Here is a 21,569-nt window from a genome sequence, read left to right on the forward strand (position 1 = left end):
GATGACTACTGAGACGAACGGCGGCACGGGACTGGACGATCTCGACCTCCAACTCGAGGTCCGATCGTTCTCACTGCCGCTCGCGGAGCCGCTCGAGACCGCGGGCGGTGCGATCGAGTCCCGCGACGGGTTTCTGGTCCGTATCGCGGAGCGATCGGATGGGAGCGCGATCACGACGTCGACCGTCGGCTACGGCGAAGCGACCCCCCTCGCCGGCTGGACCGAGTCCGACGACGACTGCGAAGCGGCCCTCGAGCGTGCCCGGACGGCGATCCGCAACGACGGTCCGGGCGCGGCGCTGGCCGCGGTCGAAGAACAGGTCGCGGCGCGCCACGCCGTCTCGCTTGCCCTCGCGGACTTCGAGGCGTCCCGTACGGCGACGCCGCTGTATCGCCACCTCGGCCAGGAGTCGATGATCGGCCGGGTCCGGGCCAACGCGACCGTCGGTGACGCCGCCGCACCGGAAACCGCTGTGGCGGCCCGCGAAGCGGTCGACGGTGGCTTCGACTGCTGTAAACTGAAAGTCGGTATGCGCTCCCTCGAGGACGACCTCGAGCGCGTCCGCCGCGTCCGGGACACCGTCGGGTCCGACGTCGAACTCCGGGTCGACGCCAACGAGGCCTGGACCTACGAGGAGGCCGAACGCGCCCTGGAGACGCTCGACGACCTCGGCGTTTCCGTCCTCGAACAGCCGCTTCCCGCCGGCGCGTTAGGGGGTCACGCCGCGCTCCGCGAAGAGGCGGGCGACGTCGGGATCGCGCTCGACGAGGGCCTGCTCGAGCACGGCGTCGATCGCATCTGTGAGGCCGGCGCGGCCGACGTCGTGGTTTTGAAACCGATGGCCCTGGGCGGGGTCGACGTCGCCCGCGAGGTCGCGGCCTGGGTGAGCGAGTTCGGGCTGACGCCGCTCGTGACGACGACGATCGACGGGGTGGTCGCCCGGACCGCGGCCGTCCACCTCGCGGCGGCGATTCCGGACGTGCCGGCCTGCGGACTCGCGACTGCGGACCTGCTGGCCGAGGACCTCGGGCGGGATCCGGTCGTCTTCGAGAACGGGGCCGCGCTCGTCCCGCAGGCGAAGGGCATCGGCGTCGACGGGGTGTGGCCGGAATGATCCCGCTCTCGAGGCCGGGCGAGGTTCCGGAACGAGACCCGCTCTCGGCACGCGCAGCGGCGACGCCGGACGCCACAGCACTGATCGACGTCGAGACCGACCGGGAGTGGACCTATGCGGCGTTCGATCGGCGGGTCGACCGGGTTGCTCGAGTCCTCGGCGAGTTGGGAGACGGCGAACCCCCGCCTGATCGACTCGGCGTCCTCATGGATACCCGGCCCGCCTTCGCCGTCGTCTTCTTCGCCGCGGTGCGGACGGGGACGACCGTCGTCCCGCTGAACGTCCGCGAGACGGTGCCGGAACTCGCCGACAAGGTCGAGCGGACGTCCCTCGAGGCGATCGTCTGCGAGCGCGGGACCGAGTCGACGGCGGTCGAACTCGCCGACCGCGCTGGAGGGTGTTCGGTCGCGTCAGCCGACGACCCCGAGCGGGTGGACGACGGCGTTCGATCCCTCGATGTACTCGAGGACGGAGACGCGACCGATGCTGCCCCCGAACCAGACACGCGCGGCAGGATCGACCCCGAGACCACCCAGTTGATCATGTTCACGTCGGGGACCTCCGGCGACCCGAAGGGCGTCGAACTGACCCTCGCGAACCTCGTCGCCAGCGCGACGGCCTCGGCCTTCCGACTGGGCGTCGACCCCGCGGACCGCTGGCTCTGCTGTCTCCCGATGTACCACATGGGCGGGCTCGCGCCCGTGATTCGCTCGACGCTGTACGGGACGACCGTCGTGATCCAGCGCGAGTTCACCGCCCGCGAGACCGCCCACGTGCTCGAGGAGTACGACGTGACCGGCGTCTCGCTCGTCCCGACGATGTGCAAGCGTCTGCTCGAGTGCGACAGGGGCAGCGACGGGGACGGCGAGGACGGGTGGCAGCCACCCGACACGCTGCGGTTCGTCCTCCTCGGCGGTGCGCCCGCCACCGACGACTTGCTCGAGCGCTGTCTCGATCGCGGGGTACCCGTCCATCCGACCTACGGGATGACCGAGACGGCCTCCCAGATCGCGACGGCGACCCCCGACGAGGTGCGCCGGTACGAGGGCACCGTCGGCCGGCCGCTGGTCGGCACCGAGGTGTCGGTCGTCGACGACGACGGGGACCCCGTGGAACCGGGCGAGCCGGGCGAACTCGTCGTCGCCGGCCCGACGGTGACGCCGGGCTACCTCGAGCCCGCGGTGACCGAGGCGGCGTTCGACGAGCGCGGACTGCACACGGGCGACGTGGGGTACCGCGACGAGGGCGGCCGCCTCCGGATCCTCAACCGGCGCAGCGACCGCATCGTCACGGGTGGCGAGAACGTCGACCCGGGCGAGGTCGTCGACGCGCTTCTCGAGCACCCGGCCGTCGACGAGGCGGCCGTCGTCGGTCTCCCGGACGAGGAGTGGGGCGAACGGGTGAGCGCGCTGCTCGTTCCGACCGGCGACGACCTCGAGTACGCCTCGGTCCTCACACACTGCGACGACCGCCTCGCGGGGTTCAAGCGACCGAAGACCCTCGCCGTCGCCGACGAGTTGCCGCGAACGGCTTCGGGGACGGTCGACCGCGACGCGGTTCGCAAACGCCTGCTCGAGGACGGCCTCGACGCGGCTCACCTCGAGGATCGGGCCGGTTCCGGGCGCTGAGCGGATCCGCATCGTCGCCGGTGTAAAGACGCTGGCCGTCCTACGTGAGACCGTGTGTACGCTTACGCTCGCGTGGCAGGTGTTCGAGGACGCACCCGTCGCCGTCGCGGCGAACCGCGACGAGGCCCTCGAGCGCGACTCGCTGCCGCCGGACGTCTACCGCGAGGACCCGCTCGTTATCGCACCGCAGGACGCCGAGGCCGGCGGCACCTGGATCGGCTACAACGAACACGGCGTCTTCGCCGGGATCACGAACCGGTGGCTCGGGGCCGATCTCGCGGGAGAGCGCTCGCGCGGACTGCTCGTCGCCGACGTCCTCGCCGCGACGTCCGCGCGGGAGGCTGCCGAGGTCGTCGAGTCGGCGACGAACGAAGCCGAGTACGACGGGTTCAACCTGGTCGTGGCGGACGCCGACAACGCCTACTGTTACGCCTGGGACGGCGAGCTAACCCGGACGACCTTCGAGCCCGGGGTCCACGTCGTGGTCAACGTCGCGATAGACGATGACGCGGAGATCCCGCCGATCAGGACCGAGGCCGCGCGAGCACAGGCGGAAAACGCCCGGACGGTGCGTCGCGAACTCGCGGTCGAGACCGACGCCGATGCCTCGGGCGAGCCGATCGAGACGGCCGACGGCTGGCTCGAGCGCGCCGGTGACGTCCTCGGCGACCACGAGTACGGCGTCTGTATCCACGAGGACGGGTTCGGCACGCGGTCGTCGTCACTGATCGCGCTCGGCTCGGCCGGCGACGGCGACGCTCCATCGGCTCGCTACTCGTTCGCGGACGGGCCGCCCTGTCGGACCGAGTACGAACCCGCGGCGCGTTCGCTCGGAATTAGCCGCGAAGTCGACGGCGAAGGGCACATTTAAGCGGCTCCCCGCATCTCATATGGACATGGACGAACTCCTGCCTGTCGCGTCGAGCACGGAGGGGTGGTCACCGTGAGCGTCTCAGCGGCGGAAGAAGAGCTGACCGAGGACGAGCGCGCCGGGCTCGAGCTCGTTCGCGAGACCGGCGGGATCCACCAGAGCGACTTCTGGAAGGAACTGGACGTCTCCTCGCGCAAGGGGAGCCGCATCGTCGAATCGCTCGTCGAGAAGGACTTGGTCGACCGCGAGGAGACGGTTTACGATGGACACAACACCTACTACATCAGCCCGACGGCTCGCGACCTGGACTTCCGGCTGCTGATGGCCGGGGACATGCTCTCGCCGTTTATCGGCGAGGAGGAGATCGATCCACAGAGCGACGCCTTCTCGCAGTGGATCATGAACCTCGCCTACGAGGAGTAGTCGGGGACCGCTGCTTTTCGCCGGCAATCGTTCGGTTCCTCGAGTGAGGAGACCGGTCAGTCGTCGTCCTCCGCGCCCCGCACTTGAGCGACGTGTGTGAACGTGACAAGACCGATGCCGCCGACGAGGTTGCCCGCGGTCGAGACGACGACCGTCTCCCCGAGCGCGCCGTAGCCGATCGCCGCGTCGAAGAGGAACCCGAAGAAGACGTGAATCGCGGTGACGACCACGTGGTCGAAGGGGCCAAGCGCTAGCAGGAACCCGACGATGTACGCCATCGTGATGCGGCTCCGGACGCTGTTGACGGCCTCGAGGAGGTACGACAGGAGACTCACCAGCGCACCGCCGACGATGGCGCTCGCGAACATCCCCCGTGTCGGCCGGTGAACGATCTCCTCGGCGGTCCGCGCCAGCGCGTGTGCCGACCCCGACGGGAGGACGCCCTCGACGGCGAAGACGAGCGCGAAGAGGAACCCCCCGACGAGATTGACGACGAGGGTGAGGGCCCACAGCCGGAGGAGCGGCCCGAGCAGCCACGAGCCGTCCTGAGCGACCGCCTTCGCGGCTGGATCGAAGAAGTTCTCGTTGAACAGCTCCGTTCGGCCGACGACCAGGAAGACGACGCCGGTCGCGAACGTGAGTGCGCCCGCGATATGCGCTACCTCGCCGAACTGGGGTTCGACCAGTGCGTCGACGACGCCGAGCGTGGCGATGCCGAAGACGATCGTGAACCCGGCGATGAAGCTGGTCGCCGTCAGCTCGAGAAACGACTGGTCGAGCCGCCGTTCACCTTCCTCGACTGCCCGGTCGAATATTTCGTCGGGGTCTGGGGCGATGGGCACACAGATATTGCGCTTTTGTGACACATAACGGGACGACATGAATACGCCATGGCCGTCGAGGGCTCGGCGGTGGGCGACAGGACGCTATCGAGCGATCGCTGCTCGTCGCGCCAAGCATAGGTGTGTGATTTCTGACTGATGGGTTCTGTGATAATAACAGAAATAGCCCTCGATCAGGTCGTACGCTCGCGAGAACCCATCGAACTCGACTGCCTGATCCCCCGGGATTTTTGCGCGCCCACTCGGGCGAACCGTTCGGGACGCCTGTGGTTGCTACACGCGTGTAAAAATTAGGGGAGCGCGCTCGCGGCCCGGATCAACTCTCGTTCGCCGAACGCGGGGCCGATAAGTTGCAGGCCGACCGGCAGTCCGTCGGTTTCGCCCGCCGGTACCGAGATCGCGGGCAGGTCCGCGAGGTTCACCGGGACGGTGTTCGCGTCCGCGAGGTACATCTGGAGGGGATCGTCGAGGCTCTCGCCGAGTTCGAACGGGGGGACGGGCATCGTCGGCGACGCCAGGACGTCGGCCTCGGAGAGGGCCTCGTCGAAGTCCTGCTTGACCCAGGCGCGGGCGTCCTGTGCCTTCTTGTAGTACTTGTCGTGGTAGCCCGCCGAGAGGGCGTAGGTTCCGAGGAGGATGCGGCGCTTGACCTCGTCGCCGAAGCCCTCCTCGCGTGCTTTCGAGAACGCCTCGTTCCAGTTGCCGTCGTAGCCGCCCGAGTGGCCGTACCGGACGCCGTCGAACCGCGCGAGGTTCGAGGATGCCTCGGACATCGCGATCACGTAGTAGGCCTCGACGGCGTGTTCGACGGAGGGCAGCGAGACCTCGTGGTACTCCGCGCCCCGATCCTCGAGGTCCGCGATGGCGTCCCAGAAGGTCTCGACGACGCCCTCGTCGGCACCCTCGAGCAGTTCGGTGGGGACGCCGATCGAGAGGCCGTCGACGTCGCCGGTGGCGGCGTCGGCGTAGTCGGTTTCGTCTCCCGCATCGCGGGTGGTCGCGTCGCGTTCGTCGCTGCCGGCGATCACGTCCAGGAGTTCGGCCGCGTCCTCGACGGTGTTTGCGAAGGGGCCGATCTGCTCTAAGCTGTTGCCGTAGGCGACGAGGCCGTACCGCGAGACCAGGCCGTACGTGGGCTTGATGCCGACGACGCCGCAGAAGGCTGCAGGACAGCGGATCGAGCCGCCGGTGTCGGACCCGAGCGCGACGTCCGCCTCGCCGGCCGCGACGGCCGCCGCCGAACCGCCCGAGGAGCCGCCCGGCACGTGACCCGGCGCGGCGGGGTTGTCGGTCGGCCCGAACGCGGAGGTTTCGGTCGTCGTCCCCATGCCGAACTCGTCCATGTTCGTCTTGCCGACGACCGTCGCACCCGCCTCTTTCAGGCTGGAGACGACCGTCGCGTCGTACGGCGGAACGTAGTCGGCGAGCATCTCGGAGCCGCAGGTCGTCCGGACGCCCTCGGTGGAGATGTTGTCCTTGACGGCGACGGTCGTGTCGGCGAGGGGGCCGTCCTCGTCGCCTTCGATCGATTCCTCGGTGATGAAGATGTTTGCGTCCGACATAGATCAGGAGACGTTCGGGCCCTTGAAGTAGCCGTCCTCGGTTTCCGGGGCGTTTCGGAGCGCCTCCTCGCTGTCCAGGGAGTCGCGCTCTTCGTCCGGTCGCATCACGTTGACGAGGTCGGCCTCCCGATCGACCTCCGGAACCTCGTCCAGCGTCTCGAAGTACTCGAGGATGTCCGCGAACTGCCGGGTGAACTGGTCGACCTCGTCGTTCTCGAGGCCGACACGAGCGAGTTCCGCGACGTGGCGGACCTCCTCGGGGCTGACGGCGTCGTCGCTCATACCTGTTGAAACCGGCCTCCGGGGAGTAAGGGTTTCGATACGACGGAACGCCGCGGAGTCGACCGGTGCCGACCCGGGTCGTCACGGACGGGACGTAACCGCTCTCAGTTACGGCTCCCGCCACCGGAGCTTTTAAGTAACTGAGTTGCGTTACTAGTCAGCACTACGGAGCGTTTTCAGCGCCGTTTCGAAAACAATGACCGACTCCACCATCCGAACCCGCAGCGACCAGCGACGCCAGGCGGACCGTGCCGAGTCGCAGGAGACGTCCGAGGAGGACGAGCGTGAGCGCGAACAGTGTCCCGAATGTGGCGGTCGCCTCGTCTCGGACGCCGAGCACGCCGAAACTGTCTGTGAGGACTGCGGGCTCGTCGTCGACGAAGGCGAAATCGACCGCGGCCCCGAATGGCGGGCGTTCGACGCCGCCGAGAAGGACGAGAAGAGCCGTGTCGGTGCCCCGACGACGAACATGATGCACGACCAGGGCCTGTCGACGAACATCGGCTGGCAGGACAAAGACGCCTACGGCCGCTCGCTGTCCAGTCGCCAGCGCCAGAAGATGCAGCGGCTGCGCACCTGGAACGAGCGGTTCCGTACCCGCGACTCGAAGGAGCGCAACCTCAAGCAGGCGCTCGGCGAGATCGACCGCATGGCCTCGGCGCTCGGCCTGCCGGAGAACGTCCGCGAGACCGCATCGGTGATCTATCGCCGTGCACTCGAGGAGGATCTCCTCCCGGGTCGCTCGATCGAAGGCGTCGCGACTGCGTCGCTGTACGCCGCCGCCCGCCAGGCCGGCACCCCCCGTTCACTCGACGAGATCTCGGCGGTCAGCCGCGTCGAAAAGGACGAGATCGCTCGCACGTACCGCTACGTCGTCCGCGAACTCGGCCTCGAGGTCCAGCCGGCCGACCCCGAGAGCTACGTCCCGCGGTTCGCCAGCGACCTCGAACTGCCAGACGAGACCGAACGCCGCGCCCGGCGACTGCTCAAGACCGCCAAGGACGAGGGGATCCACAGCGGCAAGTCTCCCGTCGGTCTCGCCGCCGCCGCGGTCTACGCCGCCGCTCTACTGACCAACGAGAAGGTCACCCAGAACGACGTCAGCGAGGTCGCCAGCATCTCCGAGGTCACGATCCGCAACCGCTACCACGAACTCCTCGAGGCCGAGGAGGGTGCGCCGGCCTGACCCGTTCCCCGCGCCGCTTGGATCGGACCGCCCGCCAGAACGGCGGCAACCTCCTGTTGACTCGAGTTATTGCGATCGTAACCGGTCAGCCACGCAGTTAGTCGGTCTATACTGAACAGTAGGGATCACGTCGGGATCCGTATGGAATGCGCTAACTGTCGTTCGGAAGAGGTAGCGTACACCCTCACGACCTACCCCGAAGACGACGGCATGGAGCACGTGGATCTGCACTTCTGCTCCGCGGACTGTCTCAACGTCTGGGCGTGAGCGGCCGAACGCGCGACGCGTCGCGCCGCGAAACGACGGACGGCCGGAGGCCGTGAGTCGGGGAGCCAGTAGGCGTCCACGACGTAAGTTGGCCGACTGCCGCCGCCGTCGGGACGACAACGCCGACACCGGACTCGAGCACGGGAAGCGCGTTTCCCCGACGGACACCCACGACGTGTCCTCTGTCCGGCGCCTTCCCGTCGGCCGGCGCTTTCGGCCGTAGGATACCGGTTGCCGACTTCGACGTCTCCCGAGTGGAAACGTACGAGGTCGTCGTCTCCCACGTCGGTTCCGAACGCACCCGACTGGAGACGGGCCGTCAGCGACGTTGCGGTCATAGTCACACCAGCGGTCCGGTGGAACGTTCACCTGTCGACGATGGACGACATGGGTGGTGTGAGCTGTACCAGTTGCGGACCAAACGAACAAAACGAGGCTTCGATTCGTGGTGACGGGACGAAACGACACAGGGATCGACCCTCCCGGTCGCTCGCGTTCGGACCCGGTGTGAACTCGAGATTCCCTCCTACGGTCCGGCCTCGAGGACGGGGCGGGTCTTTTCGTTGAACAGCTCGATCGCCCGGGCGGCCTGCGATGGAAGCCCCGGCTGTGGGTCGGCCATCGCGGGTTCGGCGTCGGGGTCGGGGTCGGGCCACCCGACGACGACGCGGCCGATGTTACCCGCGATCTCGTGGGAGGTACAGACCTGCTGGGTGTCGACGTAGTCGTAGACACCTTCCTGGTCGAACGTCCGTTCGTAGGACGATCCCACGCCGGTCAGTCGGCGGCTTCCCCAGGTCTCGACGCCGTTGGGCGTTCGGTGAGGGCCGTGCCCGTCCTCGTGGTAGGCGGTGACGTCGTGGCGGCCCGTTTCGACGAGCCACTCGACGGTCCCGCCGGGAACGACGTGGACGATCTGTGGGTCGAACTCGGGGTGAGGCTGGGAGTTGATCGTAACCGTGACCCGTTCGGCGGGCGCTCCCAACTCCCCGGCGTCTTCCGGGGCCTGCTCGTCGTCGTCGAAGCGATCCGCTGCAGTCTCGAGACACCCCCCGAAGGCGGCTATTGCGAGCGCAGACGATCGAAGCACGTGGCGGCGGGACGTGAGCGTCATGGGTGTGGAAGTCGTAATTCGCCCGTCCCGGACGGGACTGGGGCTTACGGATCTTCGTCGTAGATTTCGGGGTTCTCTTCGCCCTCGACGTCGATGACGGCCAGGGCACCCTTGTGGACGACGCGGCTGAGCGCGTGGTCGACGATCTTGACCGGGCCGGGGACGGGGAACTCCATCTCGCCGACCGTGGTCGTGCCGGGTGCGACCGGCGCGGTCTCGATGTTGCGGTCGGGGTCCGAGATGAGGTCGCCGTCGCGGTAGTAGCGGCTCCAGACGTTGCCGATCGGGTGGAGCGCACTGGTCAGGTTGGGGCCGCCGTTGGCGAAGTACACCCGGGCGGTCTCACCCGTGTTGGCCTTCATCGGTCCGAGGCCGTCCGGGGTGAAGCCGTAGGCCTGGCCGTTGAATGTCACGTAGGTGGGATCCTCCGACTGCATCGCGTCGAAGTCGAAGCCGTGGTGTCCCGCCTCGCCGGCTTCACCGTCGGTGTAGATCTCGTGCTGGCCGAGGTAGAACTCGTGGTCGACCTCGGGCAGCCCTTCCTCGGGTTCGACGAGGATCGTACCGAACATGCCGGCGCTGATGTGGTGATCCATGTTCGGGACCGCACAGTGGTAGATGAACGCGCCGGCGTACTCGGCCGTGAAGCTGATTTCGGCCGCGTTGTCGCCCGGCGCGATGGTCGTCGCGTCGGCACCGCCGCCGGGGCCGTAGACCGCGTGGAAGTCCACGTTGTGGAGGTCCATGTTGATGTCCTCCGGGACCTCGAAGCGGAGGTTGACCCGGTCGCCACGGCGGACCCGGACCATCGGTCCCGGGATCTGCCCCCCGAAGGTCATGAAGTCGAAGGTGACCCCCGGCTCGATCTCGGCCGTCATCTGTTCGGTCTCGAGTGTGATGTCGTGTTCCCGGGGCTCGTCCCAGTCGACAGGGTCCGGAACGTCGGTCGGATCTCGAGCGATCCGATCGACGTCGACAGGCTCCGCTGCCGGCAGTCCCTCCTCACTTTCGGTTGTCGTGCTGCTCCCCGACACGTCGTCGTTGCCGAGACAGCCGGCTACCGCTACAGCGCCGGTTGCCCCGATCGCCTGCATGAACTGCCGTCGGTTGGCCTGAATCGTGGTCATTGTTCTTCTCCTCATTCGAATAAACACCCCTCATATGTAGAACAGTCTCGTTAATTCTACACGAGGGGGAATACTGGTGAACATGTTCGGCTAGCGGGAGCGATTCCGGCGGACCCAGCAGTCGGTCGTCGATCACCTCGCGCGGTCGATCGACGACGGGCGACGGCGACTACGTATCACCGGGATCCCGGACGGTCCTGGACGGTTCGGCGTGGATGTCGTCGGAACGTAGCCCCTTCCGCAGATCGAGGCGAAGGCAAAACGGACGCGATCGAGGCGACGTCAGACCGCAGCGACGTACAGTTGGCCGACGCCGGCGATCACCAGTACGACCCCTGCAACACGGATCACACGATCGACGTAGTTCGCGATACGTCCCGCTCCCAGCGTGTATCCGAAGGCCGTTGCGAGCGTGACCGCGATCATGAGCGTCCCGAACCCGGCGGCGTAGGTCCCGAGGACGAGCGCCGTCTCGAGCGGCGGCATGGTCAGCGAGCGAAACGCCAGTCCCAGAAACACCGGGAGGACACAGGCCGTCGCTGCGAGGGCGTACATCGCGCCGAAGAGTCCGAACCCGAGGACGGTCGATCGGCGCTCGGGCAGGAGGACGTGGACGGCACCGCTCCCGCCGTACAGCACCCACAGGCCGAGCACGATCAGGGCGAGGCCGACGCCGTACTCGAGCAGTGGCAACGCCCGTTCGACCGTCTCTCCGGCGAGGATCGCGGCGACCGACAGGATGCCGAGTACGCTCATCGCGCCGACGGCTGCCGCGATCCCGCGGGCGAGCGTGCCGGACAGCGGCGGGGTCGTCTCCTCGCCAGTCGCGGCGACGTAGTAGCCGACGTAGCCGGGCAACAGCGCGTAGGCACACGGCGAGAAGAACGTCGCTACGCCGATCCCGAGGGCGAACAGCATCGTTCCGAGGAGTTCGCCGGTCGCCACGTCACTCACCCCCTGCTCTGTCGATGGCCGATCGGATCTCTTCGGCGGACTTTCGACCCCGTCCGGACCAGGTCACGACGTTGTCCTCGTTCAGGACGTACGCGTACGGCACCCCGGAGCCATCGAGCGCTTCCGTCAGCTCGAGGTCGGAGTCGAGCGCGACCGGCCAGTCACCGTCGTGTTCGCGCCACCAGTCCGCGACGTCTTCGCGAGTGATGGTGTTCCCGATCGGTTCGCCGGTTACCGAAACGAACTGGATGTCCCCGTCGAGGTCGTCGTGAACCCGACCGAGGGGTTCCATCATGTCCTGACAGACGCCACACCAGGTGGCGAACAGTTCGACGAACGTCACCCGGCCGCGTTCCGGCACCGCCACCGTGCCGGCATCGCTCCCCGGCGCGTCGATCGTCTCCAGTTCGATCGGATCGACGACCGCGTCGCTCTCGAGCGGGTTCCGTTCGCTAACTGCGATCGCGCCGCCGCCGAGGGCGGCGAGTCCGGCGGCTCCCGCGAGGACCTCACGACGGCGCATGGATCACCACCCCTCGACGACGGCCCGGGCGGCGTCGACGATTTCGTTGCCGCCGGGTGAGCCGCCCGTCCAGGCCCGTTCGACGAGGCCGTCCTTGTTCACGAGCAGGATCAGCGACGTGTGAGTGATGTGTCGCTCGTGGTTCATTTCCTCGTCGTCCATCTCATCCGATTCGTCGTCGTGAGCCATGTCACCGGACTCTTCCCCGTGCTCGAACGCCACGCCGAACGTGTCCTCGACGACCTCTTTGGCGTCTCCGTGTGTCTCCGGACGCAGGAAGTACCAGTTCCCTGCCTCGAAGTCGACGCCGTAGTCCTCGCCGTAAGCCTCGAGCACCTCGGGCGTATCGTACTCGGGGTCGAAGGTGATCGGGAGGAACGCGATCTCGTCCTCGTATCCCTCTTCGTGGGCATCGGCCTGAACGCGCCGCAGGGCCGCGGTCAGACCGGGACAGACGGTCGTACAGCTGGTGTATACGAACGTCAGCATGACGTGCCGATCGCCCTCGAACTCCGTGGTCGTGACCGACCGGTCGTGCAGCGGAGCCGGGACGGTCGCTTCGGGGATCTCCTCCCCGTAGATCGGATGTGGGATATCCGACTCTTTGATTCGATCGTGGTTCTCCGGCGGATCCAGGACGACGCCGTCCGCCCCGTTGCCGGAACTGGTTAGTTGTGAACAGCCCGCGAGGGACGTGCCGAGTGCCGCTGCTCCCGTCGCGCGCAAGATCGTTCGCCTGTCGACGGATGTAGATGTGGATGTAGGGGTCATGTTCTCGAGTGTTAGTCGGTCTTCGACGGGCTAAAGCACCGCTCGGATTCCCACCCGCTTAGAAAGAAGCGAATATGTTCGGCCCCGTTCCGACTTTCGTGGCGAGCATCCGATCCGGACCGCGGCGACGTCACCGTCGTCGCACCTCCTCTACGGTCCGGCCTCGAGGACGGGGCGGGTCTCCTCGTTGAACAGCTCGATCGCCCGGGCGGCCTGCGATGGAAGCTCCGGCTGTGGGTCGGCCATCGCGGGTTCGTCGTCGGGATCGGGCCAGCCGACCACGACGCGGCCGATATTACCCGCGATCTCGTGGGAGGTACAGACCTGCTGGGTGTCGACGTAGTCGTAGACACCTTCCTGGTCGAACGTCCGTTCGTAGGACGATCCCACGCCGGTCAGTCGGCGGCTTCCCCAGGTCTCGACGCCGTTGGGCGTTCGGTGAGGGCCGTGCCCGTCCTCGTGGTAGGCGGTGACGTCGTGGCGGCCCGTTTCGACGAGCCACTCGACGGTCCCGCCGGGAACGACGTGGACGATCTGTGGCTCGAACTCGGGGTAGGGCTGAGAGTTCGCCGTGACCGTGATCCGATCGGTCGGCGACCCCAGTTCGCCGGTACCGTCGCCCTCCGCACCGCCGAGGCGATCCGCTGTGCTCTCGAGACAGCCGACGAGAGCGATGCCGACCGCGGATGCGGACGCCTGGAGGACGGTACGGCGGGTAACTGGTGTCATGGTTCTGGAGTGGGTATCGGTCGAATGCGGTGCTCTGCGTGGCGAGCGGGAGGTTCCGCTCTATTGGGGATCCTCCTCGTAGACCTCGGGGTTCTCCTCGCCCTGGACGTCGATGACGCCGAGTGCACCCTTGTGGACGACGCGGCTGAGCGCGTGGTCGACGATCTTGACCGGGCCGGGGACGGGGAACTCCATCTCGCCGGCCGCGGTCGTACCGGGTGCGACCGGCGCCGTCTCGATGTTGTTGTCGGGTTCGGACAGCAGGTCGCCGTCGCGGTAGAAGTCACTCCAGACGTTCCCGATCGGGTGCCAGGAGCTCAGGAGGTTCGGACCGCCGTTGGCGAAGTACACTCGGGCGGTGTCACCGACTTCGGCTTCCATCGGTCCGACGCCGTTCTCCGTGAAGGCGTAGGCCTGGCCGTTGAACACCACGTAGGTGGGATCTTCCCTCTTCATCGCGTCGAAGTCGAAGCCGTGGTGGCCCTCCTCGCCGGCCTCGCCTTCGGTGTAGATCTCGTGCTGACCGAGGTAGAACTCGTGGTCGACCTCGGGCAGCCCGTCTTCGGGCTCGACGAGGATCGAACCGAACATCCCGGAGCTGATGTGCTGGTCCATGTTCGGGACCGCACAGTGGTAGATGAACACGCCCGCGTAGTCAGCCGTAAAGCTGATCTCTGCGGGGTCGTCCCCCGGCGCGATCGTCGTCGCGTCGGCACCGCCGCCGGGGCCGTAGACCGCGTGGAAGTCCACGTTGTGCATCTCGATGTTCATGTCGTCCGGGACGTCGAACGTGAGGTTGACTCGATCGCCCCGTCGGACCCGGACCATCGGTCCCGGCACCTGCCCCTCGAAGGTCATGTAGTCGAACGTGACGCCGGGCTCGATCTCGGCTGTCAGCCGCTCGGTCTCGATCGTGATGTCGTGTTCGCGGGGCTCGTCCCAGTCGACCGGATCCGGGATGTCCGTCGGGTCACGGGCGATCCGATCGACGTCGACGCTCTCCGCGGCCGACAGTCCCGCCTGGTTTCCGCTGTCTTCGGACGTCGTTTCGGTCGTAGCCGATCCATCGTTCTCGAGACAGCCGGCGACCGCGAGTGCACCCGCTGCCCCGATCCCCTGAAGAAACCGTCGTCGGTTAGCGTCGAATTGGGTCATTGGTCTTCTCCTCATTTCCCGATTGGGGGGTGGTACATACATCGGTCTCGACGATTCTACGGACCAGGGAACGCAACCGAACCCGTTCGACGGAATCGAACGGTATTCCCAGAAACTGGGATTGAAATGCCGATCCGTCGTAGTAATCCCATGGTAACGCGGCCTCCAGAACCGTCGATATCGGCACTGCTGCCCTCGAGCGAGGCCGAATCAGTCGTTCGAACGGTCAACGGCGTTCGGCTGCACGCGGTGGTAGCCGGCGACCCGGACGACCCACTGGTGGTGCTGTTACACGGGTTCCCGGAGTTCTGGTACGGGTGGCGGGACCAGATCGAGCCGCTCGTCGAGGCCGGCTACCGCGTTCTGGTGCCGGACCAGCGAGGTTACAACCGCAGCGATAAACCATTACACGTACGCGCGTATCGCCGGTCGACACTCTCGCAGGACATCGTTGAACTGATCGAAAGCGAGGGGGAAGACGTCGCCCACGTCGTCGGACACGACTGGGGCGGGATGGTCGCCTGGGAACTCGGCCTTCGCCGTCCCGACGTCGTCGACCGACTCGTCGTCGCCAACGCGCCCCATCCGACGGCATACCTGCGACAGTGGCTGTCGAACCCGGAACAGATGCGGCGGAGCGGGTACGCTTACGTCTTCCAGTTGCCGTGGCTACCCGAACGGCTCTGTCGATACGACGAGTTCCGCGTCCTCGAGCGAGGCCTCAGGGAGAGCGCCGCACCGGGAACGTTCTCAGACGCCGACTTCGAGCGCTATCGCCGGGCGTGGCAACGCGACGGTGCGCTTACCGGAATGCTGAACTGGTACCGTGCCAGCGGCCGGTATCCGGCAGCGATGTCGCGCGGACACGTGGACGTCCCGACACTCGTTGCCTGGGGAGAAGCCGACCGGGCGCTCGTCCCGTCGCTCGCGATCGACAGTTACGAGTTCTGTCGGAACGGCCGCCTCGAGTTGTTCCCGGAAACGAGCCACTGGATCCAACACGAGGCGGCCGAGCGGTTCACCGACATGCTGGTCGACCACCTTTCAGGCTGAGCTAGGCGTCTGGATCCCAGATGACGGTCACCACCTCGTCCTCGAGTTCGACGGTCTCGTGAGCGTAGCCTCGATCCTCGAGTTTCGGGAAGAGGAACTGCGGGACGCGGTCGTTTCGCTGGACCAGCACGGTCCCGTCGTCGAGGTCCACGAGTGTCTCGAGAGTGTTCTTGAGCGGTTCCGGCGGACCCAGCGATCGGACGTCGATGACCTCGCGCGGGCTGTCGCCGGGCGCGTCGGTACGGTCGACGGCGGAAGCGTACGACTGCATACGCGTACTGACGCGTCCGACTGGCGTAGCTCCCGTGCCGTACATGTTAGGCTTCGGATTCGCAGTTCGAACGGAACGAGAAGCGACTGTAAGGGCGGACGAAGCGGTCGTTAGGCCTCTTGCTTGGGGAACTTGGCGACGAACTCGTCGGTGTCGACGCGTTCGACCTCGTAGCCGTCGGCGTCGAAGCTCTCGACTTCCGCCTGGAACTCGTAGAACAGCGGTTTGGGTTCGTGATCGTTGACGATCGTCAGCGTCTCACCAGGCTCGAGGTCCTGAAACTCTTCGTGGATTGTGGGGTGGCGGTTCACCGGCGGGATGTCCCTGACGTCGAGTCGCGTCATGCGAATGCTGGTGGGTCTCGGAGCGTCCTTTGCCTTTGGCCGAACCCGTTCGGGATATTCACGCGGGCTCGATGAGGACTCGCCAGAGGTCCTCATCTTGCCGGTCGCTCTCGTGCGTGTAGCCGCGCGAATCGAGTACTTCGTAGAGGGGTTCCGGCTCGAACGGAGCGAGCAACTCCAGGCGTTCGCCGTCCTCGAGGGAGCCGACAGCAGACATGATGTCATCGAACGGCGGGCCGTCGATCTCGCGCACGTCGATCGTCCTGTCGACTGATTTCGTGGGCATCGCCCCCGACTTCGGCCTGCTCGGGATTGGATATTTACTCGAACGTGTTCGTGCCGTCGGAGTTCCCACGCTGTAGGAATTACGCCGAACATATTCGTCGCCACGGGTATATGGCCACGTTTAGAAGGTATCCGTATGGCCCAAGCGACGCTCACTATCACGCTGCCCGAGCAGGTCTGGATCGAACAGATTTCGACCGAGTTTCCGGCGGCGACGTTCCGCGTCCTCGCAGCGGTCCCCGGCACCGACAGCGGGTTCGCACTCGTTCGGGTAACGGGACCGGAGGTCCCCGAGGTGGTCGACGCCATGAACGACCACTCCCAGATCACGGAGCTAACCCTCGCCCAGTGGAGCGAGAACGAGGCGACGATCCACTTCGAGACGACGGCTCCGCTGTTGATGTTCTCGTCCCAGGAGTCGGGGATGCCGATCGAACTCCCCGTCGAGATCCAGGACGGCGAGGCGACGATCGAGGTCACTGGCTCTCGTGACCGGTTGGCGGAACTGGCCGAGCAACTCGAGCACTTCGGTCTCCAGTACCGCATCGAGAACGTTCGCGAGCGCCTCCACGAGAGCCAACTACTCTCTGAACGCCAACTCGAAGTCGTCGCCGCTGCCGTAGAGCAGGGGTACTACGACACGCCCCGCGAGTGCTCCCTGACTGAACTGGCCGAACACCTCGACATCGCGAAATCGACCTGTAGCGAGACCCTCCACCGTGCCGAGGAGGCGATTATCAAACGGTTCGTCGAGGACCTGCCCGCCCTCGACGACGGCGAAGAGCCCCTCGAGGAGCAACTGGCAGTGAGCTGACTCGGAGGTCGTCGGAGTCGGGGCCGTTCCAGTTTGCACTGACGGTGGAGACCCGCCTGCTCGAGCAGCCCAACCCATCGTAAGACGACTTTTCTTTGCGTTTGCGGCGGATTTGCGACGCAGCCTCGTAACGAGATGCGGTGTCATCGGACACGAAACGTAACTGATCTTGGGCTCCGCAGTTAATATATACCCGAACATATTCGCACCGATTCTCACCGGCTGGAAATCGGCTCTATACTTCATCCGCATATGGTTGTGAATCCGGGCTAGGGGACACAGATGAACATATTAAAGTGGGTACCGGCGAGTTACTGCGCTACGAAAACGCCGTGTACAGAGGTGTTCTGATCTGATGAGTACGGACGACGAATCATTCCATCCGCTCGGAAACGAGTGGGAAAACGAACTGGAAACGATGCTCGACGATACCGAGTACGATACGGAACTCGGTATGGAGATGGCCCAGGACGCGTTTCGCGTCACGAAGGGCGAGTTGTCGGAAGCCGAATTCCACGAGAAGTATCACGAAGACGTGATGGAGGAGTTCGGCGAGGACAACCGCCCGACTGCGGAGGCGTTCGAAGCGGCCCAGGAAGAAGCGAAAGGGGCCGCCTCCCGAATGCTCTCGAAGTTCGAGGGCGACGGGGAGGAGGGCCGCCGCGAAGCCATGAAGAAGATGGGCGCTGGCGCGGCCGCCGTCGGCCTCGGCGCGTGGGGCACGGTCGACGACGGGAACGAGCCCGACCCGGAACCCGACGTCGCCGCCGCCGCTGAAGAGGAAGAAGACCCCTACGAGCACGACCGCACCCAGTGGGGGATGGCCCTCGACCTCGAGCGCTGTGACGGTTGCCTCTCCTGTGTTACTGCCTGTGCGACGGAGAACCAGCTCGACAGCGGGGTCAACTGGATGTACGTCCTCGAGTTCGAGGACCCGGGTGAGTCTGCGAACACGAATTCCTCACTTGCCCGCACGAGCGGACCGAGTCCGAACCGCCTCATCCGGCCGTGTCAGCACTGTACTGACGCGCCGTGTGAGAAGGTCTGTCCGACGACCGCCCGCCACACCCGCGACAAGGACGGCCTCGTCCTGACCGACTACGACGTCTGTATCGGCTGCCGATACTGTCAGGTTGCCTGTCCCTACGGCGTCAACTACTTCCAGTGGGACGAACCCGACGTCTCGACCGAAGACATCGCGGAGCACCACGAGGAACTCGGTCAGGGCGATCACATGACCGACGATCGCGATCGCTGGGTCGACAGCCGCGCGCCCCGCGGTGTCATGAGCAAGTGTACGATGTGTCCCAGCCGACAGGACGGTCACATGGGTGAGGAATACGTCGGCACTACGGCCTGCCAGCAGGCCTGCCCGCCCGGTGCGATCCAGTTCGGTAACATGAGCGACGAGGAAAGCGACCCCAAGAAGTACGCCGCGAACCCGAGTCGGGGTCGGACGCTCGAGCGTATCTCGCCGCCGTCGGCCGACGCGCTCGCGGAGTCGCTCGACGGCGCCGACGACGACCTCGAGTCGGTTCTCGAGGCGACCGACCTCGACGAGGACACGCTCGCACTGATGAAGGCCGTCGAGATCACCGGCGAACTCGGCACCGGCGACGGCAAACTCGCCGGATACGAACGCGAGTTCCAGGAAGCGCTCGACGCGCTTGCCGACCACGGTCTCGACCTCGACAGCGAAGACGTGCTCGTCGAACTCGACCTCGCCGACGAGACCGACGAGGACGAGGAGTTCGACGGACCAAGCGTCGAGGACGCCCAGCAGCGTCTGGAAGCGTTCACCGGCTCGCCCGAGTCGAACTTCCGGCTCCTCGAGGACATGGGCACCAACCCGAACATCGTCTACCTCGGTCAGGAGCCCGGCCCGCATGCCGAGCAGACCGAACCGACCGGCGCGACGAGCCTCGAGTACGAACAGCTCAGCTACGAAGCGGTCAACGGCGAAACGATCGACCTCGTCGACAACCGCAAAGAGGTGCTCGACGAGGAAACCGTCGGTGACACGGGGTGGTCGCTGTGAGCACGAAGACTCCCTCCGAGGCCGACATCCTTCGACCGATCAACACGTTCACGAAGAAGTATATCGCGCTGTTCGCCGTGTGTGCACTGGCCTTCGGCGCGTTCCTCGTCGCCTGGGCCTACCAGCTCCAGAAGGGGCTGGTCGTCACGGGCCTCGGCGACTGGGGCTCCGGTGGCGGCGTCACCTGGGGCCTGTACATCGGCGCGTTCATCTGGTGGGTCGGTATCGCACACGGCGGGATCATCCTCTCGGCCGCAGTGCGTCTGCTCGGGATGGACCGCTACATGCCGGTCGCCCGCCTCGCAGAACTGCTAACGATCGCCGGCCTCTCCGCGGCCGGGTTCTACATCCTGGTCCACATGGGTCGCCCGGACCGGATGGTCACCAGCGTCCTTGGCCACTACCACATCACGGTTAACAACTCGCCGCTGGTGTGGGACGTGACGGTCATTACCGCCTACTTCGTCCTGACCGCCACCTATCTCGCCCTGACGCTCCGGTACGACATCACGCGACTGCGCGACCAGCTGCCGGACCTCTTCGAGCCGGTCTACAAGATCATGACGATCGGTTACACCCGAGAGGAAGACCGGATCATCGAACGGATGGTCTGGTGGCTCGCGCTGGCGATCATCATCATGGCCCCGCTCCTGCTCCACGGTGGCGTCATTCCGTGGCTGTTCGCCGTGCTGCCGGGCATGCCCGCCTGGTTCGGCGCCGTCCAGGGGCCGCAGTTCCTCACTATCGCACTGACCTCGGCGATCAGCGGCGTGATCCTCGTCGCCTACGCCTTCCGTCGTGCGTACGACTGGGAACACATCATGACCGACGACGTCTTCCGCGGCCTGCTACTGTGGCTCGGGTTCTTCTGCCTGCTGTTCCTCTGGCTCCAGCTCCAGCAGAACGTCACCGGGCTGTTCAAGGCGCCGCTCTCGACGAGCACCGCACAGGGTGCCACTCTCGACCACCCGATCTACCTGCTCTCGATGGGCCTCGTGTTCGCGACCCTTGCGTACATCTTCGCACAGACGATCCGCCCGTCGCTGTTCACGAAGGCTCGAGCGATCCTCTCGGGGATCGTCGTGCTGACCGCGACCTTCCTCGAGAAGCTGCTGTTCGTCGTCGAAGGGTTCATGCACCCCGAATTCGAGATCTACGCCGCGACGCCCGGGGAGTACTTCCCGAGTGCCATCGAGTGGCTCTCGCTTGCCGGCACGATCGGCATGGTAGTGCTGATCTTCCTGTCGGTCTCGAAGGTCGTTCCGGTCGTCGAACTTCACGCGATCGAACACCTTCGTGGCGACCACGGCCACGAACACGAGGAACACGGTGAAACCGCCGCAGAGAAGGAGGTGAAAGCATGAGTCCGACCCTCACGTCCATCGCCGCAACGCTTGCGTTCCTGTCCCCGGAACTGCTGTATCACGGATACGACGGGACCGAGGGCCTGACCGGCTTCCCGAACATCGGTACCTGGCTGATCTTCGCGGTGATCCTGGTACCGATCTACATCATGGTGATCGCGTGGTTCGTCGGTGAACCGCGAGACACCAAGTCGGGACTGCTCGGCGTCTCGTATCTCGTCGGCCTGACGACGTCGATGTGGGTCGGGATGTTCTTCCTGACCATGATCATCGGCATCGTCTTCTACGGCGGGATGCCCGAACCGATCGGCGCGACCGGCCCGTAACGGACGGCCTCGCGGTCGCTTTCTCTTCGGTTTCGCCGTTCGATTTTTCGTCTTCCCGTAGCTACCGGACTCGAGTATCGAACGCTTCGGGACGGCCACCTGCCCGTCTTTTCTGCACCCGATCCCAACCCCTTGCACGTGCAGGCGGTAGCGAAACCACGGAAGACGTGGTACTCGGGCTATGCTTTCCCTCGCTGCCGCGAGAGCCGTGACCGCGACGGTGCTGTACCACGGCTACGAGGGGACCCAGGGGTTGACCGGGTTCCCGAACACGGGGACCTGGCTGATTTTCGCGGTGATTCTGGTGCCGATCTACGTCATGGTGATCGCGTGGTTCGTCGGGACCCCGCGGCACACCAAGACCGGACTGCTCGGCGTCACCTACCTCGTCGGTCTGACCTCGGGGATGTGGATCAGCATGTTCTTCCTGACCGTCATCATCGGCATCGTCTTCTACGGCGGCGCGCCGGAGCCGATCGGGGCGACCGGTCCGTAGTCTCCGAGAGCCGCTCGTTACGAGCCGCGC

25 protein-coding genes are annotated in these 21,569 nt (G+C 66.0%); 12 read left to right on the forward strand and 13 right to left on the reverse strand.

All coding sequences use genetic code 11. The features are described 5' to 3' along the window. Position 1: 1 nt before the first annotated feature. The 4 genes from CHINAEXTREME_RS15260 (at position 2) to CHINAEXTREME_RS15275 (ending at position 4,036) form a co-directional block, all read left to right on the forward strand. Complete coding sequence (locus CHINAEXTREME_RS15260; protein ID WP_007142646.1) at positions 2-1,114, forward strand: mandelate racemase/muconate lactonizing enzyme family protein; 1,113 nt, start codon at positions 2-4, stop codon at positions 1,112-1,114. Then, positions 1,111-2,742: a class I adenylate-forming enzyme family protein gene (locus tag CHINAEXTREME_RS15265; protein ID WP_007142647.1), complete on the forward strand. Its 1,632-nt coding sequence runs from the start codon at positions 1,111-1,113 to the stop codon at positions 2,740-2,742. Before CHINAEXTREME_RS15260 ends, CHINAEXTREME_RS15265 begins: the two co-directional genes overlap by 4 nt. A 52-nt stretch (positions 2,743-2,794) precedes the next feature. Then, complete coding sequence (locus CHINAEXTREME_RS15270) at positions 2,795-3,613, forward strand: NRDE family protein (protein WP_007142648.1); 819 nt, start codon at positions 2,795-2,797, stop codon at positions 3,611-3,613. Between the two features lie 72 nt (positions 3,614-3,685). Continuing rightward, entirely contained in the window at positions 3,686-4,036 is a 351-nt protein-coding gene (locus CHINAEXTREME_RS15275) for a helix-turn-helix transcriptional regulator (protein ID WP_007142649.1), read from the forward strand. Between the two features lie 56 nt (positions 4,037-4,092). On the opposite strand, the gene CHINAEXTREME_RS15280 is transcribed toward CHINAEXTREME_RS15275, so the two are convergent. The 3 genes from CHINAEXTREME_RS15280 to gatC form a co-directional block, all read right to left on the reverse strand. Next, positions 4,093-4,878, reverse strand: coding sequence for a formate/nitrite transporter family protein (locus tag CHINAEXTREME_RS15280; protein ID WP_007142650.1), 786 nt, complete (start codon positions 4,876-4,878; stop codon positions 4,093-4,095). A gap of 290 nt (positions 4,879-5,168) precedes the next feature. Further along, positions 5,169-6,440 carry an Asp-tRNA(Asn)/Glu-tRNA(Gln) amidotransferase subunit GatA gene (gene gatA / locus CHINAEXTREME_RS15285; protein WP_007142651.1) on the reverse strand — a complete coding sequence of 424 codons (1,272 nt, stop codon included), beginning with the start codon at positions 6,438-6,440 and terminating at the stop codon, positions 5,169-5,171. A gap of 3 nt (positions 6,441-6,443) precedes the next feature. Next, entirely contained in the window at positions 6,444-6,722 is a 279-nt protein-coding gene (gatC, locus tag CHINAEXTREME_RS15290; RefSeq protein ID WP_007142652.1) for an Asp-tRNA(Asn)/Glu-tRNA(Gln) amidotransferase subunit GatC, read from the reverse strand. A 196-nt stretch (positions 6,723-6,918) separates the two neighbouring features. Between gatC and CHINAEXTREME_RS15295 the strand changes: the two genes are divergently transcribed. Beyond that, positions 6,919-7,908 carry a transcription initiation factor IIB gene (locus CHINAEXTREME_RS15295; protein ID WP_010546799.1) on the forward strand — a complete coding sequence of 330 codons (990 nt, stop codon included), beginning with the start codon at positions 6,919-6,921 and terminating at the stop codon, positions 7,906-7,908. A 141-nt stretch (positions 7,909-8,049) separates the two neighbouring features. Continuing rightward, positions 8,050-8,175, forward strand: coding sequence for a hypothetical protein (locus tag CHINAEXTREME_RS22455; RefSeq protein ID WP_007142655.1), 126 nt, complete (start codon positions 8,050-8,052; stop codon positions 8,173-8,175). Positions 8,176-8,701: 526 nt separating this feature from the next. Here CHINAEXTREME_RS22455 and CHINAEXTREME_RS15300 read toward each other — a convergent pair. From CHINAEXTREME_RS15300 to nirK (CHINAEXTREME_RS15330), 7 genes are all read right to left on the reverse strand, one after another. Then, positions 8,702-9,289, reverse strand: coding sequence for a plastocyanin/azurin family copper-binding protein (locus tag CHINAEXTREME_RS15300; protein ID WP_076738750.1), 588 nt, complete (start codon positions 9,287-9,289; stop codon positions 8,702-8,704). 44 nt (positions 9,290-9,333) lie between these two features. Further along, positions 9,334-10,416, reverse strand: coding sequence for a copper-containing nitrite reductase (nirK, locus tag CHINAEXTREME_RS15305; protein ID WP_076738751.1), 1,083 nt, complete (start codon positions 10,414-10,416; stop codon positions 9,334-9,336). Between the two features lie 282 nt (positions 10,417-10,698). Further along, entirely contained in the window at positions 10,699-11,361 is a 663-nt protein-coding gene (locus CHINAEXTREME_RS15310; RefSeq protein WP_029601686.1) for a cytochrome c biogenesis CcdA family protein, read from the reverse strand. Between the two features lies 1 nt (position 11,362). Beyond that, the gene (locus CHINAEXTREME_RS15315) at positions 11,363-11,893 is read right to left on the reverse strand and encodes a TlpA family protein disulfide reductase (RefSeq protein ID WP_007142659.1); all 531 of its coding nucleotides are present in this window, start codon (positions 11,891-11,893) and stop codon (positions 11,363-11,365) included. A 3-nt stretch (positions 11,894-11,896) separates the two neighbouring features. Continuing rightward, entirely contained in the window at positions 11,897-12,664 is a 768-nt protein-coding gene (locus tag CHINAEXTREME_RS15320) for an SCO family protein (RefSeq protein ID WP_044961968.1), read from the reverse strand. A gap of 150 nt (positions 12,665-12,814) precedes the next feature. Continuing rightward, positions 12,815-13,393 carry a cupredoxin domain-containing protein gene (locus tag CHINAEXTREME_RS15325; RefSeq protein ID WP_076738752.1) on the reverse strand — a complete coding sequence of 193 codons (579 nt, stop codon included), beginning with the start codon at positions 13,391-13,393 and terminating at the stop codon, positions 12,815-12,817. A gap of 60 nt (positions 13,394-13,453) precedes the next feature. Further along, on the reverse strand, positions 13,454-14,548 hold the full coding sequence (gene nirK, locus CHINAEXTREME_RS15330; RefSeq protein ID WP_076738753.1) for a copper-containing nitrite reductase: 1,095 nt from the start codon (positions 14,546-14,548) through the stop codon (positions 13,454-13,456). A 150-nt stretch (positions 14,549-14,698) separates the two neighbouring features. Between nirK (CHINAEXTREME_RS15330) and CHINAEXTREME_RS15335 the strand changes: the two genes are divergently transcribed. Continuing rightward, positions 14,699-15,601: an alpha/beta fold hydrolase gene (locus tag CHINAEXTREME_RS15335; RefSeq protein WP_007142663.1), complete on the forward strand. Its 903-nt coding sequence runs from the start codon at positions 14,699-14,701 to the stop codon at positions 15,599-15,601. Between the two features lies 1 nt (position 15,602). On the opposite strand, the gene CHINAEXTREME_RS15340 is transcribed toward CHINAEXTREME_RS15335, so the two are convergent. The 3 genes from CHINAEXTREME_RS15340 to CHINAEXTREME_RS15350 all read right to left on the reverse strand — a co-directional run bounded on the left by CHINAEXTREME_RS15340 (position 15,603) and on the right by CHINAEXTREME_RS15350 (position 16,502). Next, entirely contained in the window at positions 15,603-15,872 is a 270-nt protein-coding gene (locus CHINAEXTREME_RS15340) for a DUF2249 domain-containing protein (protein ID WP_007142664.1), read from the reverse strand. Positions 15,873-15,982: 110 nt separating this feature from the next. Further along, positions 15,983-16,216 (reverse strand): DUF2249 domain-containing protein, encoded by a 234-nt coding sequence (locus CHINAEXTREME_RS15345; protein WP_007142665.1) that lies wholly within the window; start codon positions 16,214-16,216, stop codon positions 15,983-15,985. Positions 16,217-16,274: 58 nt separating this feature from the next. Further along, the gene (locus CHINAEXTREME_RS15350) at positions 16,275-16,502 is read right to left on the reverse strand and encodes a DUF2249 domain-containing protein (protein WP_007142666.1); all 228 of its coding nucleotides are present in this window, start codon (positions 16,500-16,502) and stop codon (positions 16,275-16,277) included. 135 nt (positions 16,503-16,637) lie between these two features. On the opposite strand from CHINAEXTREME_RS15350, the gene CHINAEXTREME_RS15355 reads away from it, so the two are divergent. From CHINAEXTREME_RS15355 to CHINAEXTREME_RS15375, 5 genes are all read left to right on the forward strand, one after another. Continuing rightward, positions 16,638-17,315: a helix-turn-helix domain-containing protein gene (locus CHINAEXTREME_RS15355; protein ID WP_007142667.1), complete on the forward strand. Its 678-nt coding sequence runs from the start codon at positions 16,638-16,640 to the stop codon at positions 17,313-17,315. Positions 17,316-17,670: 355 nt separating this feature from the next. Further along, positions 17,671-19,353: a 4Fe-4S ferredoxin N-terminal domain-containing protein gene (locus CHINAEXTREME_RS15360; protein WP_007142668.1), complete on the forward strand. Its 1,683-nt coding sequence runs from the start codon at positions 17,671-17,673 to the stop codon at positions 19,351-19,353. Next, positions 19,350-20,717, forward strand: coding sequence for an NrfD/PsrC family molybdoenzyme membrane anchor subunit (nrfD, locus tag CHINAEXTREME_RS15365; RefSeq protein ID WP_010546802.1), 1,368 nt, complete (start codon positions 19,350-19,352; stop codon positions 20,715-20,717). The genes CHINAEXTREME_RS15360 and nrfD overlap by 4 nt, the downstream gene beginning before the upstream one ends. Next, positions 20,714-21,043, forward strand: a complete 330-nt coding sequence (locus CHINAEXTREME_RS15370; protein WP_007142670.1) for a hypothetical protein — start codon at positions 20,714-20,716, stop codon at positions 21,041-21,043. Before nrfD ends, CHINAEXTREME_RS15370 begins: the two co-directional genes overlap by 4 nt. A gap of 181 nt (positions 21,044-21,224) precedes the next feature. Then, positions 21,225-21,539: a hypothetical protein gene (locus CHINAEXTREME_RS15375; protein WP_007142671.1), complete on the forward strand. Its 315-nt coding sequence runs from the start codon at positions 21,225-21,227 to the stop codon at positions 21,537-21,539. Positions 21,540-21,569: the final 30 nt, after the last annotated feature.

Origin of the sequence: Halobiforma lacisalsi AJ5 (genome assembly GCF_000226975.2) — an archaeon.
Lineage (GTDB): Archaea > Halobacteriota > Halobacteria > Halobacteriales > Natrialbaceae > Natronobacterium > Natronobacterium lacisalsi.

What these genes read in the sequence shown, in the direction of transcription:
- CHINAEXTREME_RS15345 (WP_007142665.1), bottom strand. Translation starts at nt 16,216, where the DNA reads ATGACGCGACTCGACGTCAGGGACATCCCGCCGGTGAACCGCCACCCC.
- gatC (WP_007142652.1), bottom strand. Translation starts at nt 6,722, where the DNA reads ATGAGCGACGACGCCGTCAGCCCCGAGGAGGTCCGCCACGTCGCGGAA.
- CHINAEXTREME_RS22455 (WP_007142655.1), top strand. Translation starts at nt 8,050, where the DNA reads ATGGAATGCGCTAACTGTCGTTCGGAAGAGGTAGCGTACACCCTCACG.
- CHINAEXTREME_RS15375 (WP_007142671.1), top strand. Translation starts at nt 21,225, where the DNA reads ATGCTTTCCCTCGCTGCCGCGAGAGCCGTGACCGCGACGGTGCTGTAC.
- CHINAEXTREME_RS15370 (WP_007142670.1), top strand. Translation starts at nt 20,714, where the DNA reads ATGAGTCCGACCCTCACGTCCATCGCCGCAACGCTTGCGTTCCTGTCC.
- nirK (WP_076738753.1), bottom strand. Translation starts at nt 14,548, where the DNA reads ATGACCCAATTCGACGCTAACCGACGACGGTTTCTTCAGGGGATCGGG.
- CHINAEXTREME_RS15325 (WP_076738752.1), bottom strand. Translation starts at nt 13,393, where the DNA reads ATGACACCAGTTACCCGCCGTACCGTCCTCCAGGCGTCCGCATCCGCG.
- CHINAEXTREME_RS15265 (WP_007142647.1), top strand. Translation starts at nt 1,111, where the DNA reads ATGATCCCGCTCTCGAGGCCGGGCGAGGTTCCGGAACGAGACCCGCTC.
- CHINAEXTREME_RS15350 (WP_007142666.1), bottom strand. Translation starts at nt 16,502, where the DNA reads ATGCCCACGAAATCAGTCGACAGGACGATCGACGTGCGCGAGATCGAC.
- CHINAEXTREME_RS15335 (WP_007142663.1), top strand. Translation starts at nt 14,699, where the DNA reads ATGGTAACGCGGCCTCCAGAACCGTCGATATCGGCACTGCTGCCCTCG.
- CHINAEXTREME_RS15295 (WP_010546799.1), top strand. Translation starts at nt 6,919, where the DNA reads ATGACCGACTCCACCATCCGAACCCGCAGCGACCAGCGACGCCAGGCG.
- CHINAEXTREME_RS15300 (WP_076738750.1), bottom strand. Translation starts at nt 9,289, where the DNA reads ATGACGCTCACGTCCCGCCGCCACGTGCTTCGATCGTCTGCGCTCGCA.
- nirK (WP_076738751.1), bottom strand. Translation starts at nt 10,416, where the DNA reads ATGACCACGATTCAGGCCAACCGACGGCAGTTCATGCAGGCGATCGGG.
- gatA (WP_007142651.1), bottom strand. Translation starts at nt 6,440, where the DNA reads ATGTCGGACGCAAACATCTTCATCACCGAGGAATCGATCGAAGGCGAC.
- CHINAEXTREME_RS15260 (WP_007142646.1), top strand. Translation starts at nt 2, where the DNA reads ATGACTACTGAGACGAACGGCGGCACGGGACTGGACGATCTCGACCTC.
- CHINAEXTREME_RS15360 (WP_007142668.1), top strand. Translation starts at nt 17,671, where the DNA reads ATGAGTACGGACGACGAATCATTCCATCCGCTCGGAAACGAGTGGGAA.
- CHINAEXTREME_RS15355 (WP_007142667.1), top strand. Translation starts at nt 16,638, where the DNA reads ATGGCCCAAGCGACGCTCACTATCACGCTGCCCGAGCAGGTCTGGATC.
- CHINAEXTREME_RS15320 (WP_044961968.1), bottom strand. Translation starts at nt 12,664, where the DNA reads ATGACCCCTACATCCACATCTACATCCGTCGACAGGCGAACGATCTTG.
- CHINAEXTREME_RS15340 (WP_007142664.1), bottom strand. Translation starts at nt 15,872, where the DNA reads ATGCAGTCGTACGCTTCCGCCGTCGACCGTACCGACGCGCCCGGCGAC.
- CHINAEXTREME_RS15315 (WP_007142659.1), bottom strand. Translation starts at nt 11,893, where the DNA reads ATGCGCCGTCGTGAGGTCCTCGCGGGAGCCGCCGGACTCGCCGCCCTC.